15 protein-coding genes are annotated in these 19,341 nt (G+C 58.2%); 10 read left to right on the forward strand and 5 right to left on the reverse strand.

Annotation, left to right across the window (positions count from 1 at the left end; all coding sequences use genetic code 11):
* The first annotated feature begins 19 nt into the window (after positions 1 to 19).
* Together ACP7D9_RS28125 and ACP7D9_RS28130 are read left to right on the forward strand one after the other, a co-directional pair.
* A complete protein-coding gene (locus ACP7D9_RS28125) occupies positions 20 to 2,173 on the forward strand; it encodes a mechanosensitive ion channel family protein (protein WP_426160252.1) in 2,154 nt (717 codons plus the stop codon).
* A 64-nt stretch (positions 2,174 to 2,237) separates the two neighbouring features.
* Positions 2,238 to 3,572 carry an amidohydrolase gene (locus tag ACP7D9_RS28130; RefSeq protein ID WP_426160253.1) on the forward strand — a complete coding sequence of 445 codons (1,335 nt, stop codon included), beginning with the start codon at positions 2,238 to 2,240 and terminating at the stop codon, positions 3,570 to 3,572.
* Positions 3,573 to 3,783: 211 nt separating this feature from the next.
* On the opposite strand, the gene phnR is transcribed toward ACP7D9_RS28130, so the two are convergent.
* A complete protein-coding gene (gene phnR, locus ACP7D9_RS28135) occupies positions 3,784 to 4,497 on the reverse strand; it encodes a phosphonate utilization transcriptional regulator PhnR (RefSeq protein WP_101157532.1) in 714 nt (237 codons plus the stop codon).
* Between the two features lie 348 nt (positions 4,498 to 4,845).
* Between phnR and ACP7D9_RS28140 the strand changes: the two genes are divergently transcribed.
* The 6 genes from ACP7D9_RS28140 to ACP7D9_RS28165 all read left to right on the forward strand — a co-directional run bounded on the left by ACP7D9_RS28140 (position 4,846) and on the right by ACP7D9_RS28165 (position 10,204).
* The gene (locus ACP7D9_RS28140; protein WP_101157534.1) at positions 4,846 to 5,913 is read left to right on the forward strand and encodes an ABC transporter substrate-binding protein; all 1,068 of its coding nucleotides are present in this window, start codon (positions 4,846 to 4,848) and stop codon (positions 5,911 to 5,913) included.
* Positions 5,914 to 6,094: 181 nt separating this feature from the next.
* Positions 6,095 to 6,901, forward strand: coding sequence for an alkaline phosphatase family protein (locus tag ACP7D9_RS28145; RefSeq protein ID WP_426160254.1), 807 nt, complete (start codon positions 6,095 to 6,097; stop codon positions 6,899 to 6,901).
* Positions 6,880 to 7,743, forward strand: a complete 864-nt coding sequence (locus ACP7D9_RS28150; RefSeq protein WP_426160255.1) for an ABC transporter permease — start codon at positions 6,880 to 6,882, stop codon at positions 7,741 to 7,743. The genes ACP7D9_RS28145 and ACP7D9_RS28150 overlap by 22 nt, the downstream gene beginning before the upstream one ends.
* Positions 7,730 to 8,530: an ABC transporter permease gene (locus ACP7D9_RS28155; protein ID WP_016773742.1), complete on the forward strand. Its 801-nt coding sequence runs from the start codon at positions 7,730 to 7,732 to the stop codon at positions 8,528 to 8,530. Before ACP7D9_RS28150 ends, ACP7D9_RS28155 begins: the two co-directional genes overlap by 14 nt.
* Positions 8,527 to 9,516 (forward strand): ABC transporter ATP-binding protein, encoded by a 990-nt coding sequence (locus ACP7D9_RS28160; RefSeq protein ID WP_101157540.1) that lies wholly within the window; start codon positions 8,527 to 8,529, stop codon positions 9,514 to 9,516. Before ACP7D9_RS28155 ends, ACP7D9_RS28160 begins: the two co-directional genes overlap by 4 nt.
* A gap of 34 nt (positions 9,517 to 9,550) precedes the next feature.
* A complete protein-coding gene (locus tag ACP7D9_RS28165; RefSeq protein WP_101157542.1) occupies positions 9,551 to 10,204 on the forward strand; it encodes an HAD family hydrolase in 654 nt (217 codons plus the stop codon).
* Positions 10,205 to 10,321: 117 nt separating this feature from the next.
* On the opposite strand, the gene ACP7D9_RS28170 is transcribed toward ACP7D9_RS28165, so the two are convergent.
* Positions 10,322 to 11,284, reverse strand: coding sequence for a zinc-binding dehydrogenase (locus ACP7D9_RS28170; RefSeq protein ID WP_426160256.1), 963 nt, complete (start codon positions 11,282 to 11,284; stop codon positions 10,322 to 10,324).
* A gap of 138 nt (positions 11,285 to 11,422) precedes the next feature.
* On the opposite strand from ACP7D9_RS28170, the gene ACP7D9_RS28175 reads away from it, so the two are divergent.
* Both ACP7D9_RS28175 and ACP7D9_RS28180 read left to right on the forward strand, forming a co-directional pair.
* Positions 11,423 to 13,507, forward strand: coding sequence for a carboxy terminal-processing peptidase (locus tag ACP7D9_RS28175; protein WP_426160257.1), 2,085 nt, complete (start codon positions 11,423 to 11,425; stop codon positions 13,505 to 13,507).
* A gap of 118 nt (positions 13,508 to 13,625) precedes the next feature.
* On the forward strand, positions 13,626 to 15,416 hold the full coding sequence (locus ACP7D9_RS28180; protein WP_426160258.1) for a bifunctional diguanylate cyclase/phosphodiesterase: 1,791 nt from the start codon (positions 13,626 to 13,628) through the stop codon (positions 15,414 to 15,416).
* Positions 15,417 to 15,541: 125 nt separating this feature from the next.
* On the opposite strand, the gene ACP7D9_RS28185 is transcribed toward ACP7D9_RS28180, so the two are convergent.
* From ACP7D9_RS28185 to ACP7D9_RS28195, 3 genes are all read right to left on the reverse strand, one after another.
* On the reverse strand, positions 15,542 to 16,600 hold the full coding sequence (locus ACP7D9_RS28185) for a tetratricopeptide repeat protein (RefSeq protein WP_426160259.1): 1,059 nt from the start codon (positions 16,598 to 16,600) through the stop codon (positions 15,542 to 15,544).
* Complete coding sequence (locus tag ACP7D9_RS28190; protein WP_426160260.1) at positions 16,569 to 16,973, reverse strand: hypothetical protein; 405 nt, start codon at positions 16,971 to 16,973, stop codon at positions 16,569 to 16,571. Before ACP7D9_RS28190 ends, ACP7D9_RS28185 begins: the two co-directional genes overlap by 32 nt.
* A gap of 10 nt (positions 16,974 to 16,983) precedes the next feature.
* Positions 16,984 to 19,341 (reverse strand): RHS repeat-associated core domain-containing protein (locus ACP7D9_RS28195; protein WP_426160261.1); only part of this gene is annotated, 2,358 nt, incomplete at its 5' end.

Here is a 19,341-nt window from a genome sequence, read left to right on the forward strand (position 1 = left end):
ATCCCGAGGTTGTCTCCTGGTGTTTGCTCGCCTTTTTGCTTTGCCCAGCCTGCTGCTTGTCTGCCTGATGACGCTGCTGCCGCTGGGGCCCGCGCATGCGGTCGGTTTGCCCGGCCTGCTCAACACCTCCAAACCGCAAGCTGAAGCCCAGGAACCCCTCGGCCAGTCGCTCGACGAGGTGATCAAGTCGCTGGAAAACGACAAGCAACGCGCGCAGTTGCTCAGCGATCTGAAGAAGCTGCGCGACGCCACGAAGCAAGCCCAGGCCACGCCGGAAGAAGGCGTGCTGGGCCTGATCGGCGGCACCCTCGCCAACTTCGAAAAACAGTTTTCCGGCGCCGACAGCCCGATCACCCGCTGGTCCAACGAATTCGACCTGGCCAAGGACGAGCTGACCAGCAAGCTGCTGCCGGCCAATGAATGGCTGCCCATCATTTTCGGCTTCGCCGTTATCCTGATGCTCTGGAGCCTGCTCGCCGCCGCGCTGATCTGGCTTGGCCACCGTGTGCGTCTGCGCTTTGGCCTGACCGAAGAACTGCCGCAACACCCCAAGGCCCTCGACATGTTGCGCTTCGCTTTGCGCAAGCTCGGGCCGTGGCTGATCGCGTTGGTGATGACGGTGTACATGAGCTACGTGCTGCCGTCCTCGCTGGGCAAAAGTCTGGCGATGGTGCTGGCTTATGCGTTGGTGGTGGGTACCTGTTTCTCGGCGATCTGTGTGATTGCCTTCTCCCTGCTCGACGGCCCGCACCGCCATCGCGCCCTGTATATCCTGCGCCATCAGGCGTTCCGCCCGCTGTGGCTGATCGGCAGCTTTGCCGCGTTTGGTGAAGCGCTGAGCGATCCGCGCCTGGTGGAAAGTCTCGGCGTGCATCTGGCGCACACCGCAGCGACCACCGCCAATGTGCTCGCCGCGCTGTCGACCGGCCTGTTCATCCTGCGTTTCCGCCGGCCGATTGCGCACCTGATCCGCAATCAACCACTGTCGCGGCGCCTGACCCGCCGCGCCCTCAGCGACACCATCGAAATCCTCGGCACCTTCTGGTACGTGCCGGCGCTGGTGCTGGTCGGCATCTCACTGTTTGCCACTTTCGTCTCCGCTGGCGACACCAGCACGGCGCTGCGGCAGTCGCTGATCTGCACGGTTCTGCTGGTGTTGTGCATGGTCATCAACGGCCTCGTGCGCCGCCATTCGCTGAAACCGCAACGCGGGCCGAAACGCCATGCGCTGTACTCGGAGCGACTGAAAAACTTCTTCTACACCCTGACGCATTTGCTGGTGTGGCTGATCTTCATCGAACTGGGCCTGCGCGTGTGGGGCCATTCGCTGATCGCGTTCGCCGAAGGTGATGGCCACGACATCAGCGTCAAACTGTTCAGCCTGATCGGCACGCTGATTTTCTCCTGGCTGATCTGGATCCTCGCCGACACCGCCGTGCACCACGCCCTCACCCGCTCGCGCAAAGGTCTGGCGAATGCACGGGCGCAGACGATGATGCCGCTGATCCGCAACGTGCTGTTCGTGGCGATTTTCATCATCGCGCTGATCGTCGCGTTGGCGAACATGGGCATGAACGTCACGCCGCTGCTGGCCGGTGCCGGTGTGATCGGTCTGGCCATCGGCTTCGGTGCGCAGTCACTGGTCGCCGACTTGATCACCGGCCTCTTCATCATCATCGAAGACTCGCTGGCCATTGATGACTACGTCGACGTCGGCGGCCACCTCGGCACCGTCGAAGGCCTGACCATCCGTACCGTGCGCCTGCGCGACATCGACGGCATCGTCCATACCATCCCGTTCAGCGAAATCAAAAGCATCAAGAACTACTCGCGAGAATTCGGCTACGCCATCTTCCGTGTCGCCGTGCCGTACAACATGGAAATCGACGATGCGATCAAATTGATGCGCGACGTCGGCCAGAAGATGCGCAGCGATCCGCTGCAACGCCGCAACATCTGGTCGCCGCTGGAGATTCAGGGTGTCGAGAGTTTCGAGTCCGGCAGCGCGATTTTGCGCGCACGGTTCAAGACTGCGCCGATCAAGCAGTGGGAGGTTTCCCGGGCGTTCAATTTGTCGCTGAAGCGGCAACTGGATGAGGCGGGGCTGGATCTGGCGACGCCAAGGATGAGTGTGCAGGTGATTACTGCCGGCGGCGGTCAACCGAAGGAATAGCACTCAGGCGCGCGGTTGCAGTCACAGGCAAGGAAGCCCGACAACAATAATCAAGGACAAATCCATGCACCTGACGCGTATTGCCCAAACCCTTTTGCTCACCCTGGCCGCAAGCCACGCCGGCGCCGCGACGATGGACAGCGCCCGCGCCCGCATCGCCGAGCAGGCGCAGAAGCTCGAACCGCAACTGCTGGAAACCCGCCGCGATCTCCACGCCCATCCAGAACTCGGCAACACTGAGAAACGCACCTCTGAACTGGTCGCCAAACAGCTGCAAGCCATGGGTCTTGAAGTGAAAACCGGCGTCGCCCGCACCGGCGTGGTCGCGGTTCTCAAAGGCGCGCTGCCCGGTCCGACCGTAGCGCTGCGGGCCGACATGGACGCGCTGCCGGTCAAGGAAGTCTCCGACTTGCCGTTCGCTTCGAAAGCCAAAGGCATGTATCTCGACAAGGAAGTCGACGTCATGCACGCCTGCGGCCACGACGCCCACACCGCAATCCTGCTCAGCGCGGCAAAGATCCTGACGGGCATGCGCGACACCCTGCCCGGCACCGTGGTGTTCTACTTTCAGCCTGCTGAAGAAGGCCCGAGCGACTTCATTCCCGACGGCAAAAACACCTGGGGCGCAAAAATGATGGTCGAAGAAGGCGTGATGCAATCGCCGAAACCCGATGCGGTATTCGGCCTCCATGTCTGGGCCGGCGTCCCCGCCGGCCAGATCGCCTACCGCCCCGGCCCGACCCTGGCCAGCTCCGACGACCTGCGCATCAAGATTCACGGCAAACAAACCCACGCCGGCCGTCCCTGGGACGGCATTGACCCGATCACCGTCGGTGCGCAAACCATCGTCGGCCTGCAGACCGTGGTCAGTCGCCGCACCGACATTTCCTCGTATCCGTCGGTGGTCAGCATCGGCACCATCAACGGCGGCACGCGCTACAACATCATCCCCGAATCACTCGACATGACCGGGACCATCCGTTCCTACGACTACGGCATCCGCCAGAAACTGCACAACGACGTGCGCCAGACCATCGAGAAAATCGCCGAAAGCGGTGGCGCTAAAGCCGACGTCACCATCATCGAAAAATATGACCCGACGATCAACAACCCGGCACTGACCGAGAAAATGCTGCCGACATTGAAATGGGCGGCCAAGGATGACGTGGTGCAGGGACCGCTGGTGGGTGGGGCGGAAGATTTCTCGTTCTTCGCCAAAGAGGCGCCGGGACTGTTTGTGTTTCTCGGTGTGACCCCCAGGGATCAAGACATGAGCAAGGCTGCGCCGAATCACAATCCAGGTTTCTTTGTGGATGAGTCGGCATTGGTGGTTGGGGTGAGGACACTGGCTTCGCTGGCGACGGATTATTTGTATGGAAATGCGGGGGTGGGCAAGTAGATAGGGGGTGACTGTGGGAGCGCTTTCGCGAGCAGGCTCGCTCCCACAGAACAGCGAAATCAAAATCAACAGATCGTCCGATCGCGGCCCGAGCCTTCGGCAGCTCTCACATTCGATGAGCGCAAGCTCGAGTTCCACTTTTGGTCCTGGAGCCCGTCGGCAGGCTGAGCGGAGGGATTGATCCGGGCGTGGGAGCGCAGCGACCGGAAGATCAGACCACATCAACCCCTACGTGAATCGCATCATGGCGCCAGAACTCCAGATCACAATCAATCAGCCGCCCATGCTGATCATAATTGACCCGCGCAATCCGCAACCCCGGGCTCCCCACCGACACCCGTAACGCCGCTGCCGCATCCACCGACAACGCCGTCGGCACAATCTCGAAGCGCACCCGCCCGTAGTGCAAATCGTAATGCCGCGCATACAACTCAGTGATCGACTGATTCAAATCAAACTCGAGAATCCCCGGAAAAAACTGCGGATTCAAATAGTGCTCCACATACAACACCAGGCGCCCGTCAATCCGCCGCGAGCGGCAAATCTGAATCACGCTCGACAGCGCCGGCAACTGCAACCACGCACACACCGCCGCCGAAGCCGGCTGCAACCGCGCTGAAATCACCTCGGTCGACGGCTCACGCCCCTGCGCACTGACCATGGCGTGGAAGTGACTGCGCTGCATGAGGTTGTAAGCCAGACGCGGCGGCGACACGAACCAGCCGCGCCGCTCCTCACGATAAATCTGCCCTTGCGCCTCAAGTTGCAACAACGCCTCACGCACGGTGATCCGTGTGGTGCCGAACAATTCGCTGAGCTTGCGTTCGGCCGGCAATTTGCTCCCGGCCACCAGCAAAGCATGATCGATCTGCTCCTGCAGCACCTGGCCAATCGCTGTCACCGCTTTGGTTGCCTCATCGCGCATCAACGTTACCTATCTGGACTAGACCAGCACTGTTTCGGGGCAAATTCGAACGCCGCTCGAAGCGCCTTCGCATGTTGCAAGCCTAGGCAGTGCAGATGACCGACAGATGACAAAACTACCCAGCGGTCGCGTTCATGGCTTGCAATACATCGGCCAAGTCCTTTGTCTGCCGGGCCCGCGTCATGGTCTACGCTTGTTTAGCAGCTGCCGATCCCGGGCAGAAAAAAGACCTGCCACAAGGCCTTAGACATCAAAGTGTCATCCAGCCTGACTAAATTGGCTCAGGTATTGCTGACCTAGACCAACACAATCCAATCGCAGCGTTGAACACGACCAAGGAGCTTCGGAATGAAACAGCTTTTCCTGGCAACACTGTTAGGCTCGACCATTGCTATGTGCACCGCCGCGATGGCGGCCGACACCGATCTGAAAACCCTCGAAGCCGCGGCAAGAGCGGAAGGTGCCGTGAACAGTGTCGGCATGCCCGACAACTGGGCCAACTGGAAAGGCACTTGGGATGACCTGGCTGCGAATTACGGCTTGAAGCACATCGACACCGACATGAGCTCGGCCCAGGAAATCGCCAAGTTCGCCGCCGAAAAAGACAACGCCACCGCCGACATCGGCGACGTCGGTGCCGCCTTCGGCCCGATCGCGGTCAAGCAAGGCGTGGTGCAACCGTACAAGCCAAGCACCTGGGATCAGGTTCCGGACTGGGCCAAAGACAAGGACGGCAACTGGGCACTGGCCTACACCGGCACCATCGCCTTCATCGTTAACAAGAAGCTGCTGAACGGCTCCGACGTGCCGACCAAATGGGCTGACCTGAAAACCGGCAAGTACAAGGTTTCCATCGGCGACGTAAGCACCGCCGCCCAGGCCGCCAACGGTGTCCTCGCTGCGGCATTGGCCAACGGCGGTGACGAGAAGAACATCAAACCTGCCCTGCTGCTGTTCGCCGACCTCGCCAAACAGGGGCGCCTGTCGATGGCCAACCCGACCATCGCCACCATGGAAAAAGGCGAGATCGAAGTCGGCGTGGTCTGGGATTTCAACGGCCTGAGCTACAAGGCCAAGATGGCCAACCCGGATGACTACGTGGTGCTGATCCCGTCCGACGGTTCGGTGATTTCCGGCTACACCACGATCATCAACAAGTACGCGAAAAACCCCAACGCCGCCAAGCTGGCCCGCGAATACATCTTCAGCGACGCAGGCCAGACCAACCTCGCCCGCGGCAACGCTCGGCCGATCCGCGCCGAACACCTGCAACTGCCGGAAGACGTGAAAGCCCAGCTGCTGCCGAACGAGCAGTACAAGAAGGTCACGCCGGTCAAGGATGCCGACGCCTGGGAAAAAACTTCCAAAGCCCTGCCGCAGCAGTGGAACGAAGAAGTCATTGTCGAAATGAAATAAGACTGATGATCAACATTTCGTGATCTGTCGAAAATCCAGATGTGGGAGCGGGCTTGCTCGCGAAGGCGTCGTGTCAGGCAACATCATCGTTGAATGATGTACCGCTTTGGCGAGCAGGCCCGCTCCCACAGGGAATTGAGTCGATTTCGGAATATCTGAATTTCGCGGAGTTCTTGCCCCTATGAAGCACAACGTCATCCTTGTCGTGCTCGACGGCCTCAACTACGAGGTTGCGCGTCACGCCTTGGGGCATCTGCAGGCTTATGTTGGCGCAGGACGCGCGGCGCTCTATCAACTGGAGTGCGAACTGCCGGCGCTGTCCCGACCGCTTTACGAATGCATTCTCACCGGCGTTTCGCCGATCAATAGCGGCATCGTCCATAACAACGTGTCGCGCTTGTCCAACCAGCGCAGCATTTATCACTACGCCCGCGATGCCGGTCTGAAAACCGCCGCTGCGGCATATCACTGGGTCAGCGAACTGTATAACCGCTCACCGTTCGTGGCTGCGCGCGACCGCCACACCAACGATCCGTCGCTGCCGATCCAGCACGGGCATTTCTACTGGAACGACCATTACCCGGACTCGCACCTGTTTGCCGACGCCGAGAGTCTACGCCTGCGTCATGCACCGAACTTTCTCCTGATCCACCCGATGAATATCGACGACGCCGGGCACAAGCACGGCCTGGACAGTTCGCAATATCGCAACAGCGCGCGCTCGGCGGACATCATTCTCGCCGACTATCTGCAGAGCTGGCTCGACGCTGGTTACCAAATACTGGTAACAGCTGACCACGGCATGAACAACGATCGCTCGCACAACGGCCTGCTGGCGGAAGAGCGTCAGATACCGTTGTTCGTCCTCGGCGATGCGTTCAGCCTGAACCCGGACGCCACACCAAAACAGACCGAGCTCTGCGGCACGGTCTGCGAACTGCTCGGCGTGCCCCACGACAAACCTGTATGCCGGGAGTTGTTCAAGTGAATTCCACGATTCGCGGCAAATGGCTGGCGGCGCTGTGTCTGGTGCCATTCGCGCTGTTCTTCATCGTCTTCGAAATCGCCCCACTGGTCTGGGTGATGATCAACAGCCTGCAATCGGAAGAATCCGGTTGGGGCCTGGCCAACTTCAGCAAAATCTTCGGATCGAAATTCTACCGGCAGGCGATCCAGTACAGCCTTGAGATCAGTTTCTGGTCGAGTGTGTTCGGCATCCTGATCGCCGTACTCGGTGCGTACTCTCTGCGCCGGGTCGACACGAAACTGCGCAACTTCGTCAATGCCTTCGCCAACATGACCAGCAACTTCGCCGGCGTGCCGCTGGCATTCGCCTTCATCATCCTGCTCGGTTTCAACGGCAGCATCACGATCATGTTGAAGCAGTCGGGGATCATTCAGGATTTCAACCTGTATTCGAAAACCGGTCTGATCATCCTTTACACCTATTTCCAGATTCCCCTCGGCGTGCTGCTGCTTTACCCGGCCTTCGACGCCCTGCGTGAAGACTGGCGCGAGTCCGCCGCGTTGCTCGGCGCCAATGGCTGGCAGTTCTGGCGGCACATCGGTCTACCGGTGTTGACCCCGGCGCTACTCGGCACTTTCGTGATCCTGCTGGCCAACGCCCTCGGTGCCTACGCCACGGTTTACGCGCTGACCACCGGCAATTTCAACGTTCTGCCGATTCGTATCGCGGCCATGGTTTCCGGCGACATTTCCCTCGACCCCAACCTGGCCAGCGCATTGGCCGTGGTACTTGTAGCGTTGATGACCATCGTCACCGTTGTGCATCAATTGCTGTTGAAGAGGAGCTACCATGTCTCGCGCTGAATCCGGCCCGGCCGGCCTCTACCACCGCGTCGTGGTCTATCTGCTGTTCGCGATCCTGTTGCTGCCACTGCTGGGCACGCTGGTCTATTCGATCGCCAGCAGTTGGTCGGCAACGATTCTGCCCAGTGGCTTTACCTTCAAGTGGTACATCCAGCTGTGGAGCGATCCGCGCTTTCTGCACGCATTCGGTCAGTCGCTGATCGTCTGTGTCGGCGCCCTGGTGCTGTCTGTCGTGCTCATCCTGCCGCTGCTGTTCGTCGTGCATTACTACTTTCCGAAACTCGATGCACTGATGAATATCCTGATCCTGCTGCCCTTCGCGGTACCGCCGGTGGTGTCCTCGGTGGGGCTGTTGCAGCTCTACGGTTCCGGGCCGATGGCGATGGTCGGCACGCCGTGGATTCTGATCGGCTGCTACTTCACCGTCGCGCTGCCGTTCATGTACCGCGCGATCACCAATAACCTGCAAGCGATCAATCTGCGCGACCTGATGGATGCTGCGCAATTGCTCGGCGCGAGCACCTTTCAAGCGGCGTTTCTGGTGGTATTGCCGAACCTGCGCAAGGGGCTGATGGTGGCGCTGCTGCTGTCGTTCTCGTTCCTCTTCGGTGAGTTCGTATTCGCCAATATTCTGGTCGGCACGCGCTACGAAACCCTGCAGGTTTATCTGAACAACATGCGCAACAGCAGCGGTCACTTCACCAGTGCGCTGGTCATTTCCTACTTCTTTTTCGTGCTGGTCCTGACCTGGATCGCCAACATCTTGAACAAGGACAAAAGCGAATGAGCTACGTCAGCGTCCAACACCTGCAGAAGAGTTATGCCGGCACCACCGTGTTCAGCGACATTGATTGCGAAATCAACAAAGGCGAGTTTGTCACCCTGCTCGGCCCGTCCGGGTGCGGCAAGTCGACTCTGCTGAGGTGCATTGCCGGGCTGACCCCGGTGGATGGCGGCCAGATCCTCCTCGACGGCGTCGACATCGTGCCGTTGAGTCCGCAGAAACGCGGGATCGGCATGGTCTTTCAGAGTTACGCGCTATTCCCCAACATGACCGTCGAACAGAACGTCGCCTTCGGCCTGCGCATGCAAAAGGTCAACGCCGATGACAGCCACAAACGCGTCTCTGAAGTGTTGAAACTGGTTGAACTGCACGACTTCGCCAGCCGCTACCCGCATCAGCTTTCCGGTGGTCAATGCCAACGTGTTGCCCTTGCCCGTTCGCTGGTGACACGCCCGCGCCTGTTGCTGCTGGACGAGCCGCTGTCGGCCCTCGACGCGCGGATTCGTAAACACCTGCGCGAGCAGATTCGCCAGATTCAGCGTGAACTTGGCCTGACCACGATCTTCGTCACCCATGATCAGGAAGAAGCGCTGACCATGTCCGATCGGATTTTCCTGATGAATCAAGGAAGGATCGTCCAGAGCGGCGACGCCGAAACCCTCTATACCGCGCCAGTCGATGTATTCGCCGCTGGCTTCATTGGCAACTACAACCTGCTCGACGCCGATGCTGCCTCAAAGCTGTTGCAGCGGCCAATCAACCATCGCATCGCCATCCGCCCTGAAGCCATCGAACTGAGCCTCGACGGCGAACTCGACGCGCAGATCCGCAGCCACAGCCTGCTCGGCAATGTCATTCGTTATCGCGTCGAAGCACGCGGCGTGGAACTGGTGGTCGATGTGCTCAACCGTTCCGCCGCCGATCTGCACCCCGACGGACAGCGCCTGGCACTTTCCATCGATCCGACGGCCTTGTGTGAGGTAGCCTGATGACTTTGCTGACGTTGAAGAGAGAACTGCACTGATGGCCCTGGCAATTTTTGATCTGGACGAAACCTTGATTCACGGCGACTGCGCCACTCTATGGAGCGAGCAGATGGGGCGCCTGGGCTGGGTCGATCCCGAGTCGTTCATGCGCCGCAACAACGAGCTGATGGACGCGTACAGCCACGGCAAATTGCGGATGGAAGAGTACATGGACTTCAGTCTCGAACCGCTGATCGGCCGCACGCCGGAAGAAGTCGAGCACCTGGTCGGGCCTTGGGTTGAAGACTTCATCGAACCGATCATCTTCAGCGACGCCACCAAAACCATCGCTGCCCACCGCAAGGCTGGCGACCGGATTCTGGTGATTTCGGCCTCGGGCACCCACCTGGTGCGGCCAATTGCCGATCGCCTGGGCATTGACGAGATATTGGCCATCGAACTGGAAGTCGCCCATGGCGTGTACAGCGGCAACACTGTTGGCACCCTGACTTACCGTGAGGGCAAAATCACCCGTTTGCTGGAATGGCTCGATGCCGAAGAAGAAAACCTCGAAGGCGCGAGTTTCTATTCAGATTCGCGTAATGACCTGCCGCTGTTGCTGAAGGTGGATTTTCCGCACGTGGTCAATCCGGATCCGGTACTGCTTGAGCACGCGGAAAAATCCGGCTGGCCGATCCATCTCTGGAAATGACCGAAGATCCAAATGTGGGAGCGGGTTTGCTCGCGAAGGCGATTGTTCATTCAACATCGATGTTGACTGACACCACTCCTTCGCGAGCAAGCCCGCTCCCACAGGGGTTTGGCATTGTCAGCTCAGATTGTCGTCAATCACCAACACCAGCTTGCCCGCCACCGTATTGCTCGCCAACGCGGCAAACGCCACTTCGGCATCCTTCACCGCAAACGTTCTGGCCAGTTGCGCACGCAAGCGACCCTCGGCAAACAGCGGCCAGACATGCTGGCCCAGATCGCTGAGCAGATCAGCCTTGAACTGATCGTCACGGCTGCGCAGCGTCGAACCCAGCAGTTGCACGCGCTTGGCCAACACCTGTGCCAGATCCAGTTTCGCCTCACGCCCGCCCATCAAACCGATCAACACCCAACGCCCGTCCAGCGCCATCAGCTTGAGGTTCAATGCTGAATAATTGCCGCCTACCGGGTCGAGAATCACATCAAACGGTCCGAAGTCGCGCAGACTCTCCAGATCATCGGTACGCACCACGCCGCCCTGGGCACCCAGTGTTTCGCAGTAAGCCAGGCGCTCGGCGGAGCCGACGCTGACCCAGCACGGGTTACCAAACGCCTTGCACAGCTGAATGGCCGCTGAACCGATTCCACTTGCGCCGGCGTGCAAGAGAATTTTCTCACCGGGTTTCAGCGCTGCAAGTTGAAACACATTCAGCCAGACGGTGGCGTACACCTCAGGCAATGCCGCCGCCTCGATCAGCGAAACACCCTCGGGCACCGGCAGCACATGCCGTCCGTCGACGACCACTTCTTCGGCCATGCCGCCCCCAGCCAGTAAGGCGCAAACCCGATCGCCGACCTGCCAGGACGAGCCCGCACCGACCTCGCTGATCACCCCTGAGCACTCAAGACCGAGCACTTGGCTGGCCCCGGGCGGCGGCGGATAAAGCCCTGCCTTCTGTAATAAATCGGCGCGATTGAGGCCGGCTGCCGCCACACGGATGCGGACTTGTCCTACATCACATGTAGGACTCGGCTCTTCAACCCATGCCACTTGACCTTCAACGCCTTGCAATGACTTCACACTGCCTCCATAGTGAGTCTGGACTGAGCCCGAAGCTGTAGCGCCGGGCTTTTTGCATTATGCGACCGGCTCTCAAAGAACCGGCGACTTCAAAGACGGCCTAATATGCGTTATCAATTGTCCCCGCGTCGAATCAGCATGAAGCATCTGCTCCCCAGCACCGCCCTCGCTCTATTCATCGGTATCGGCCTGTTGCCGGTGTCGGGCACCACATTCGCAGCCAACAGCTGGGACAAGTTGCAGCCTGATCGCGATGAAGTCATCGCCAGCCTGAACGTCGTCGAGTTGCTCAAGCGTCACCACTACAGCAAGCCGCCGCTCGACGATGCGCGCTCGGTGATCATCTACGACAGCTACATCAAGCTGCTCGACCCGTCGCGCAGCTACTTCATGGCCAGCGATATCGCTGAATTCGACAAGTGGAAAACCCAGTTCGACGACTTTCTCAAGAGCGGCGACCTCAACGCCGGGTTCACCATCTACAAGCGCTATCTGGACCGCGTCAAAGCGCGTCTGGACTTTGCCCTTGCCGAGCTGAACAAAGGCGTCGACAAGATGGACTTCAACACCAGGGAGACCTTGCTGATCGATCGCAAGGACGCACCTTGGCTCAAGTCCACCGCAGAACTCGATGACCTGTGGCGCAAACGCGTCAAGGACGAAGTGCTGCGCCAGAAGATCGCCGGCAAAGAGCCGAAGCAGATCCAGGAAACCCTGACCAAGCGCTACAAGAACCAGTTGGCGCGCCTCGACCAGACCCGTGCCGAGGACATCTTCCAGGCGTACATCAACACCTTCGCCATGTCCTACGATCCGCATACCAACTATCTGTCGCCGGATAACGCGGAAAACTTCGACATCAACATGAGTCTGTCCCTTGAGGGCATCGGCGCCGTGTTGCAGAGCGATAACGATCAAGTGAAGGTCGTGCGTCTGGTGCCGGCAGGCCCGGCCGACAAGACCAAGCAAGTTGCTCCGGCCGACAAGATCATCGGCGTTGCCCAGGGCAACAAGGAGATGGTCGACGTGGTCGGCTGGCGCCTGGACGAAGTGGTGAAATTGATCCGCGGCCCGAAAGGTACCGTGGTGCGACTGGAAGTGATCCCGGCGAGCAATGCGCCGAACGACCAGACCACCAAGATCGTGCCGATCACCCGTGAAGCGGTGAAGCTCGAAGATCAGGCCGTGAAGAAGTCGATCCTCAGCCTGAAACAGGACGGCAAGGACTACAAACTTGGCGTGATCGAAATCCCGGCCTTCTACCTCGACTTCAAGGCCTTCCGTGCAGGTGACCCGGATTACAAGAGCACCACCCGCGACGTCAAGAAGCTGCTCACCGAACTGCAGAAAGACAAGGTCGACGGCGTGGTCATCGACCTGCGCAACAACGGAGGCGGTTCCCTGCAGGAAGCCACCGAGCTGACCAGTCTGTTCATCGACAAGGGTCCGACCGTGCTGGTGCGTAATGCCGATGGCCGTGTCGACGTGCTCGAAGATGAAAATCCGGGCGCGTTCTACAAAGGCCCGATGGCGCTGTTGGTCAACCGCCTGTCCGCCTCGGCTTCGGAGATCTTTGCCGGCGCCATGCAGGACTATCATCGCGCGCTGATCATCGGTGGCCAGACCTTCGGCAAAGGCACCGTGCAGACCATTCAGCCGCTGAACCATGGCGAACTGAAACTGACCCTGGCCAAGTTCTACCGTGTCTCCGGGCAGAGCACCCAGCATCAGGGCGTGCTGCCGGACATCGACTACCCGTCGCTGATCGACACCAAGGAAATCGGTGAGAGCGCCCTGCCGGAAGCAATGCCGTGGGACACCATCCGCGCGGCGATCAAACCGGCAGCCGATCCGTTCAAGCCGTTCCTGGCCCAGTTGAAGTCCGAGCATGACGCGCGCACCAACAAGGATGCCGAGTTCGTGTTCATTCGCGACAAACTCGCCCTGGCACAGAAACTGATGGAAGAAAAAACCGTCAGCCTCAACGAAGCAGAGCGTCGTGCCCAGCACGCCGATATCGACGCCAGGCAACTGGCGATGGAGAACATCCGTCGCAAGGCCAAAGGCGAAGAACCGCTCAAAGAGCTGAAGAAAGAAGACGAAGACGCACTGGCCGCTGCCGAGCCGGACAAGGTCAAACCGGAAGACGATGCCTACCTGAGCGAAACCGGGCGCGTGCTGCTGGATTACCTGAAGCTGAGCAATCAAGTCGCCAAGAAGTAAGTGATGGCAATTTAGTGCTGACGATCCCCGGATCGTCATCAAACAGTCATCATTCTGTCGTGCAATAAAGGACCGAGAGCAAGCGCTCCCGGTCCTTTTTTTATCGCCAGAGATTGCCATGACCACGACCGAACAGCTGAGCGCCTTGAGCTCGATCCTGACTCAAAGCGGTTTACACAGTCTGTTCCAGCCGATCATCTGCCTGTCGGAACGCCGCATCCTCGGTTATGAGGCCCTTACCCGTGGCCCGTCCAACAGCCCTCTTCACTCGCCGATTGCCCTGTTCGCCGTAGCGCGACAGGCCGGACGATTGAGCGAACTGGAAATCGCCTGCCGACAAAGCGCCTGCCGCCGCTTCAATGAGCAGCAATTGCCCGGCAAGCTATTTCTCAACGTTTCGCCGGAGTCCTTGCTCGAATCCGCGCACCAACCCGGGCGTACCTTGCAACTGCTGCAGGACTTGGGCATTGCGCCGAGCCAAGTCGTCATCGAACTCACCGAGCAAACGCCAATCGATGACTTCCAGTTGCTGCAAAACGCCCTGCATCACTACCGGGCGATGGGGTTTTCCATTGCCCTGGATGACCTCGGTGCCGGGTATTCAAGCCTGCGTTTGTGGTCGGAACTGCGTCCGGATTACGTGAAGATCGACCGACACTTCATCGATGGCATTCATCAGGATGCGTTGAAAAGAGAGTTTGTTGGCTCGATCCTGCAAATCGCCAAAGCTTCGCGCGCGCAAGTGATTGCTGAGGGCATCGAGCTCCCGGAAGAACTCGCGGTGCTGACTGAAATGGGTGTCGATCTGGTGCAGGGCTATCTGCTCGGCCGCCCTCAGGAACATCCATCCCGCGACGCTCGCGCCTTGATGCCCAAGCATGACAGTGGCGCCGTCGCGCTGAATGACGAAGGCAGCGACCTCAGTGCCCTGCTCAACGACCAGCCCGCCGTACAGCGCGATACGCCCACCGCCACCGTGCTGGAAGCCTTCCGCCGCCAGGCCAACCTCAATTCACTCGCCGTGCTCGACGAACAAGGCCAGCCCTGTGGCATCGTCCACCGCCATTCGCTGTCGGACGCTTTGCTCAAACCATTTGCCACCGATCTGTTCGCCCGCAAACCGATCAGCCGCCTGATGAATGACGATTTCCTCGCCGTGGAAATCAGCCAGTCGCTGCAGCAAGTCAGCCGCCTGATCACCAGCCGCGCCCGCCAGCGCATCGAAGAAGATTTCATCATCACCCTCAACGGTGGCTACCTCGGCCTTGGCCGCGTCATCGACGTGCTGAAACTGATCACCGAACTGAAAATTCAACAGGCGCGCTACGCCAATCCCCTTACCCTGCTGCCGGGCAATGTACCGATCCAGCAATGCCTCACCCGCCTGCTGCAACAGGCCCGCGAGTCGATCATCTGCTACGTCGACATCGACAGCTTCAAACCCTTCAACGACATCTACGGCTACGGCCGCGGCGACGAAGTCCTGCTCTGCCTCGCGCAGTGCCTCAACGAACGCATCGACCCCACCCGCGACTTCGTCGGCCACATCGGCGGCGACGACTTCCTCCTCGTCCTCGGCCCCGAAGACTGGCGCAAACGCCTCAACCAACTGCTCGACGACTTCCAGAGCCAATGCCGCCGGTTCTATCGCCCCGAGCATCTGGAGGCCGGCTGCTTCGTTGCACCCAATCGCCAAGGCGTGCGGCAGGAGTTTGCGTTGTTATCGTTATCGATCGGGGTGGTGCATTTGCGGCCCGAAGCTTGCGCAACGCTAGATGCCAGCCAGCTTGCGGAGATGGCTTCGCAGGCTAAGCATCATGCGAAGGGGGTTGTGGGGTTTAGTGTGTATTTGTTGGATAGCCTAACGACCGAAGCCCTCCACTATTCGCAGTCGATGGGTCAACGGTGAACCTCAAACAATACGTACCTCTGTGAACGCGTCTCTGACCGATCTGAGAAAGGTAAACCAATAACTATTACTGAATCGTAGCAAATAATCGTGTTCGAACCCCACAACACACAAAACACGAACTTTTACTCTAAGCCTTCCAACTCCTCGATTGCGAGAGGATGTAATCTCTTGGCCGCTTTCATCATCCAAATTTTAGCTATCGCTGTGTCTTTCCGTACCCCAAGCAGGCCGTGTAAATATATCCTTCCAAGTTCATATTGGGCATTAGACTCTTCCGCTTCAGCTGCCTCAGCAAATAGCTTAACTGCTATTTTTTTATCAACTGGTCCTCCTTCGCCATCTCGAAGCATTCTGGCCAAGCTAGTTTTTGCATATTTATTGCCTAGTGCATTAGCTTGGCTATACCAATACCTTGCCTTCGCATCACTCTGAGCTACACCCTCTCCTTTTTTATACATATTCGCCAACCGAACTTGAGCATAATGATCATCACTTTCAGCACCTTTCTTATTCCAGTAAGCCTCTTTCCACACATCTCTCTTCACCATCTGCCCTTTGCCATAAATCTGAGACAATACAAAGAACGAACCTACATGGCCTTGCGCCGCAGCCTTCAGATACAAATCCATGGCCTCACTATCGCTCTTTGGAATATTCCTAGACAGCGTTCGACCGCGATCGTATATTTGTGCCAATCCAAATTGGGCGTTAGCATTTCCTTGGTCTGCGGCCAATCGATACCAATCAAAAGCCTCCTCTTCATTTGTTGCATCCCAAGTACTAACAAGTTTTTTAGCAAGTTCAGCTTGTGCGGTTGCATTGCCTTGCTGCGCAGCAGAGCGAAACCAATCAATAGAATATTTCCCTCCTAACTCGACAGCCTCACAAAGGTTTTTGCTTGCAGCATATCCAAATGCCAACTGGCCATCTACATCACCACTCACAGCAATTTTATAAAGCTTATCAATCGATGGATGACAATCATTTTGCTCAATTGATCTCAGAAGATCTTGAGATTCGCCGGCGATTACGGCGGTCACAAAATTCCAGAGAATTACACAAATAAACACATTATTAACAACTGATAACCCAACCACAAAAAAAATCCCTTTTATATTATAAATTCCGAAAACGCGCTCACTAAGAAGCTTATGCTTCCGAACTCGCCCGAAGCAAATCATCTTTCCACTCTATGAGTACTGCATTATATATATCTTCAAAAAAAACTCTCGAATCATGAATTTCTGTTTCATCCCAAGCCAAATAAAAATTAGCATCCTCATCACTCTGAAATAATGAAGAAAAATCAAAACTTGGCGAACTCAGCGCCTTCCTTAGCACATCAAACAGCAGGAATTTGTGCCGATATGTCAAGCAATCAAATCTACGCAAGATGTACTTATGAATGACATCCCTTCGGTCGTCTCGGCTGTTGGGATTGTACGTCCACAATTCAGCACCGAGAGTTTCCTCTCGACCAAAAACGGAGATGCCGCCCAACCAATAATGCATCGTGGGTTCAAAAGGCGTATTGAATTTCGGCCACATTAACATATCGCACTCCCTAATCTGGAAAAGCCGTGTAAGGTTTGCCACTCGCCTGATCGAATCGCACTTCTGAGAAATTCAAATCCTTTATAAATTTAGGGTTGTCCTTGTCCTTTTTGTTTGGTTTGTACCCCCTCCCCCCTCTCGGCATTTCCTTTCTAATGATAGGATCACCATCTTTGGTATAGCCCGTAGCTATAGGTTTTTTTCTATCCATTCTAGTTATCGCATCATTTATTGCATTCAGTTGCAGCAACCAAGTCTTGAATTGCGAGCTAGGCCTTGTTGGTCCTTTCTTACCCTTTTTGGTTGGATGACTACCATCAATTGATCTCTGTTTCAGGGCTTTATCTGGAATCTCTGGGTTATGCTTCGCAACGGTATGCATATTGTGTTTTTTCTCCAGTTTCAAGACTTCTCGCTTCGCATTCGCCTCCGCTAACTCATCAATCCGCGACCGACGCTCCTGTGCCGTCATCTTCGGCAGGGCAGGTTCACCCTCATCAACTTTAGCCCCGCCGATCCCACCTGGCACCTCACACCCAGGCTTCTTCGGCGGCGGGCAATTAGACGTCAACCCCAACGGATCCACCCACCCCGTCGGATTCGGCACGTACTGGTACTGATTCAACCCACCCGCGAGCTTCACCGGGTCCGGGGTCAGATACCGCCCCAATCTCGGGTCGTAATACCGATGCCGGTTGTAATGCAATCCGCTTTCAACATCGAAATACTGCCCCTGAAAGCGCAGCGGTTGGTCGAGGTAGTCTTCGCCGGCGAGGGTGACGGCGGCGACTTTGCCGTAGGCGTCGTATTGCGCGGACCAGACGATTTCGCCGCTGTAGTCGGTAAGTTCCTGCGGGGTGCCGAGGTGGTCGAGTTGGTAGTAGAACGGGCAGGCCTTTTTCGGGCCTTTGCCGTCGAGCATTGCCAATGGGCGGAAGGTGCCGGGTTCGTAGACGAAGCTGCGGTATTGCGTGGTGCTGCTCTCGGCGATGAGGTGCTCGCCTTGCCAGAAAAACTCGGTGACGGTGCCGTCGACGGTTTTGCGAATCCGGCGGCCGAAGGCGTCGTACTGGTAGCTGGCGGTCTGGCCATCCGGGCGGGTCAGGCTGATGAGGCGATGCTGGCAGTCGTAGCGGTATTCGGTGACGAGGGTCTGGCCGTGGCCTCGGCGTTCGCGGATCAGGTTGCCGAAGGCGTCGTAGTCGTAATGGCGATCGCCCTGCATCAGCAGGCGGTTGCCTTTGATCTGCGCGGGGCCGGGGCGGTCCTGCGTCAGCAGGTTGCCGGCCGGGTCGTGGGCGAAGGATTCGGGCAGTTCGTCGCGTGAATGGCTGACACGAATCAGCCGGTCGAGGGCGTCGTAGCCGTAGGTGCGCTGGCCGTGGCGGCTGTCGGCGATGTGCTCGAGATTGCCGTTGGCGCTGTAGGCATAATCGCGGCGGTACAGCGAGGCGTGGCGATGGCCTACAGCGTGGGCGAGCAAGCGGCCCTGGTCGTCGTAGGCATATTCGCTGAGCAGCAGACCCTGCTGACGTTGCTGCTCGCGGCCGGACTGGTAGATGTGGCGCGTGAGCGGCGTGCCGTTGAGGTCGATGGCGCTCAGCGCACCGCCCTTGGCGTAGTGATAGTCGAGTTTGCTGTTGTCCGGCAGGCGCAGGCGTTTGAGCTGGCCACAAGCGTCGTAGGCGTAGCGCAAGGTGCCCCAGCCTTGGTGCTCGGTGATCAAGCGATCCTGACGGTCATACTCAAAGGCCAGCGGATGATTCTGGCCGTCATCGACGCCGATCAGCCGGCCGAGGCGATCGTAGTCGTAGCGGACTTTGATCCCGTCGGGCAGGGTTTTGACGAGCAAGCGCCCGGCGCTGTCGCGCTCGTAGCGGGTAACCAGGCTGGGGCCGAAATCACCAGACTCGGTCTTTTCCAGCAGATGGCCATTCAGGTCATAAACATACGCGGTGCGCCGCCCGTCAAACCCGGTTTCCTGTCGGATCAATCCGGTGGGCGTGTAATCCAGACGGTATTTTTCGCCCGATTCGTTTTCAATCTCGGTGAGCAGCAACCGCGCATGGTCATAGCGGTACTGCACGCGGGTGCCGTCGGGATTGATTCGCCGCGAGACCAGGTGCAGGTCGTCGTCATATTCATAGCGGGTGATGCGCCCCAGTTCATCGCGCTCGGCGGTGATCTGGCCGTAGGCGCCGTAGCTGTAGGCGCGGGTGCTTCCCGTAGGAGAAGTCGCCAGGATCAGTCGGCCGGCCGCGTCCCACTGCTGATGGCTGACAACACCAAATTCGTCCTGGGTGGTAGTCCGCCGCCCCAGCGCATCGTAGGAAAAGCGCCGCACGCCACCGTCCGGCAGGGTTTCTTC

Origin of the sequence: Pseudomonas sp. TSRC2-2 (assembly GCF_049897785.1) — a bacterium.
In the GTDB taxonomy this organism is placed as follows: domain Bacteria; phylum Pseudomonadota; class Gammaproteobacteria; order Pseudomonadales; family Pseudomonadaceae; genus Aquipseudomonas.

Coding starts and splice junctions, on each gene's coding strand:
- ACP7D9_RS28165 (WP_101157542.1), top strand. CDS start 9,551: ATGGCCCTGGCAATTTTTGATCTGGACGAAACCTTGATTCACGGCGAC.
- ACP7D9_RS28150 (WP_426160255.1), top strand. CDS start 6,880: ATGCCGGGAGTTGTTCAAGTGAATTCCACGATTCGCGGCAAATGGCTG.
- ACP7D9_RS28160 (WP_101157540.1), top strand. CDS start 8,527: ATGAGCTACGTCAGCGTCCAACACCTGCAGAAGAGTTATGCCGGCACC.
- ACP7D9_RS28175 (WP_426160257.1), top strand. CDS start 11,423: ATGAAGCATCTGCTCCCCAGCACCGCCCTCGCTCTATTCATCGGTATC.
- ACP7D9_RS28180 (WP_426160258.1), top strand. CDS start 13,626: ATGACCACGACCGAACAGCTGAGCGCCTTGAGCTCGATCCTGACTCAA.
- ACP7D9_RS28185 (WP_426160259.1), bottom strand. CDS start 16,600: ATGATTTGCTTCGGGCGAGTTCGGAAGCATAAGCTTCTTAGTGAGCGC.
- ACP7D9_RS28140 (WP_101157534.1), top strand. CDS start 4,846: ATGAAACAGCTTTTCCTGGCAACACTGTTAGGCTCGACCATTGCTATG.
- ACP7D9_RS28130 (WP_426160253.1), top strand. CDS start 2,238: ATGCACCTGACGCGTATTGCCCAAACCCTTTTGCTCACCCTGGCCGCA.
- ACP7D9_RS28155 (WP_016773742.1), top strand. CDS start 7,730: ATGTCTCGCGCTGAATCCGGCCCGGCCGGCCTCTACCACCGCGTCGTG.
- ACP7D9_RS28145 (WP_426160254.1), top strand. CDS start 6,095: ATGAAGCACAACGTCATCCTTGTCGTGCTCGACGGCCTCAACTACGAG.
- phnR (WP_101157532.1), bottom strand. CDS start 4,497: ATGCGCGATGAGGCAACCAAAGCGGTGACAGCGATTGGCCAGGTGCTG.
- ACP7D9_RS28190 (WP_426160260.1), bottom strand. CDS start 16,973: ATGTTAATGTGGCCGAAATTCAATACGCCTTTTGAACCCACGATGCAT.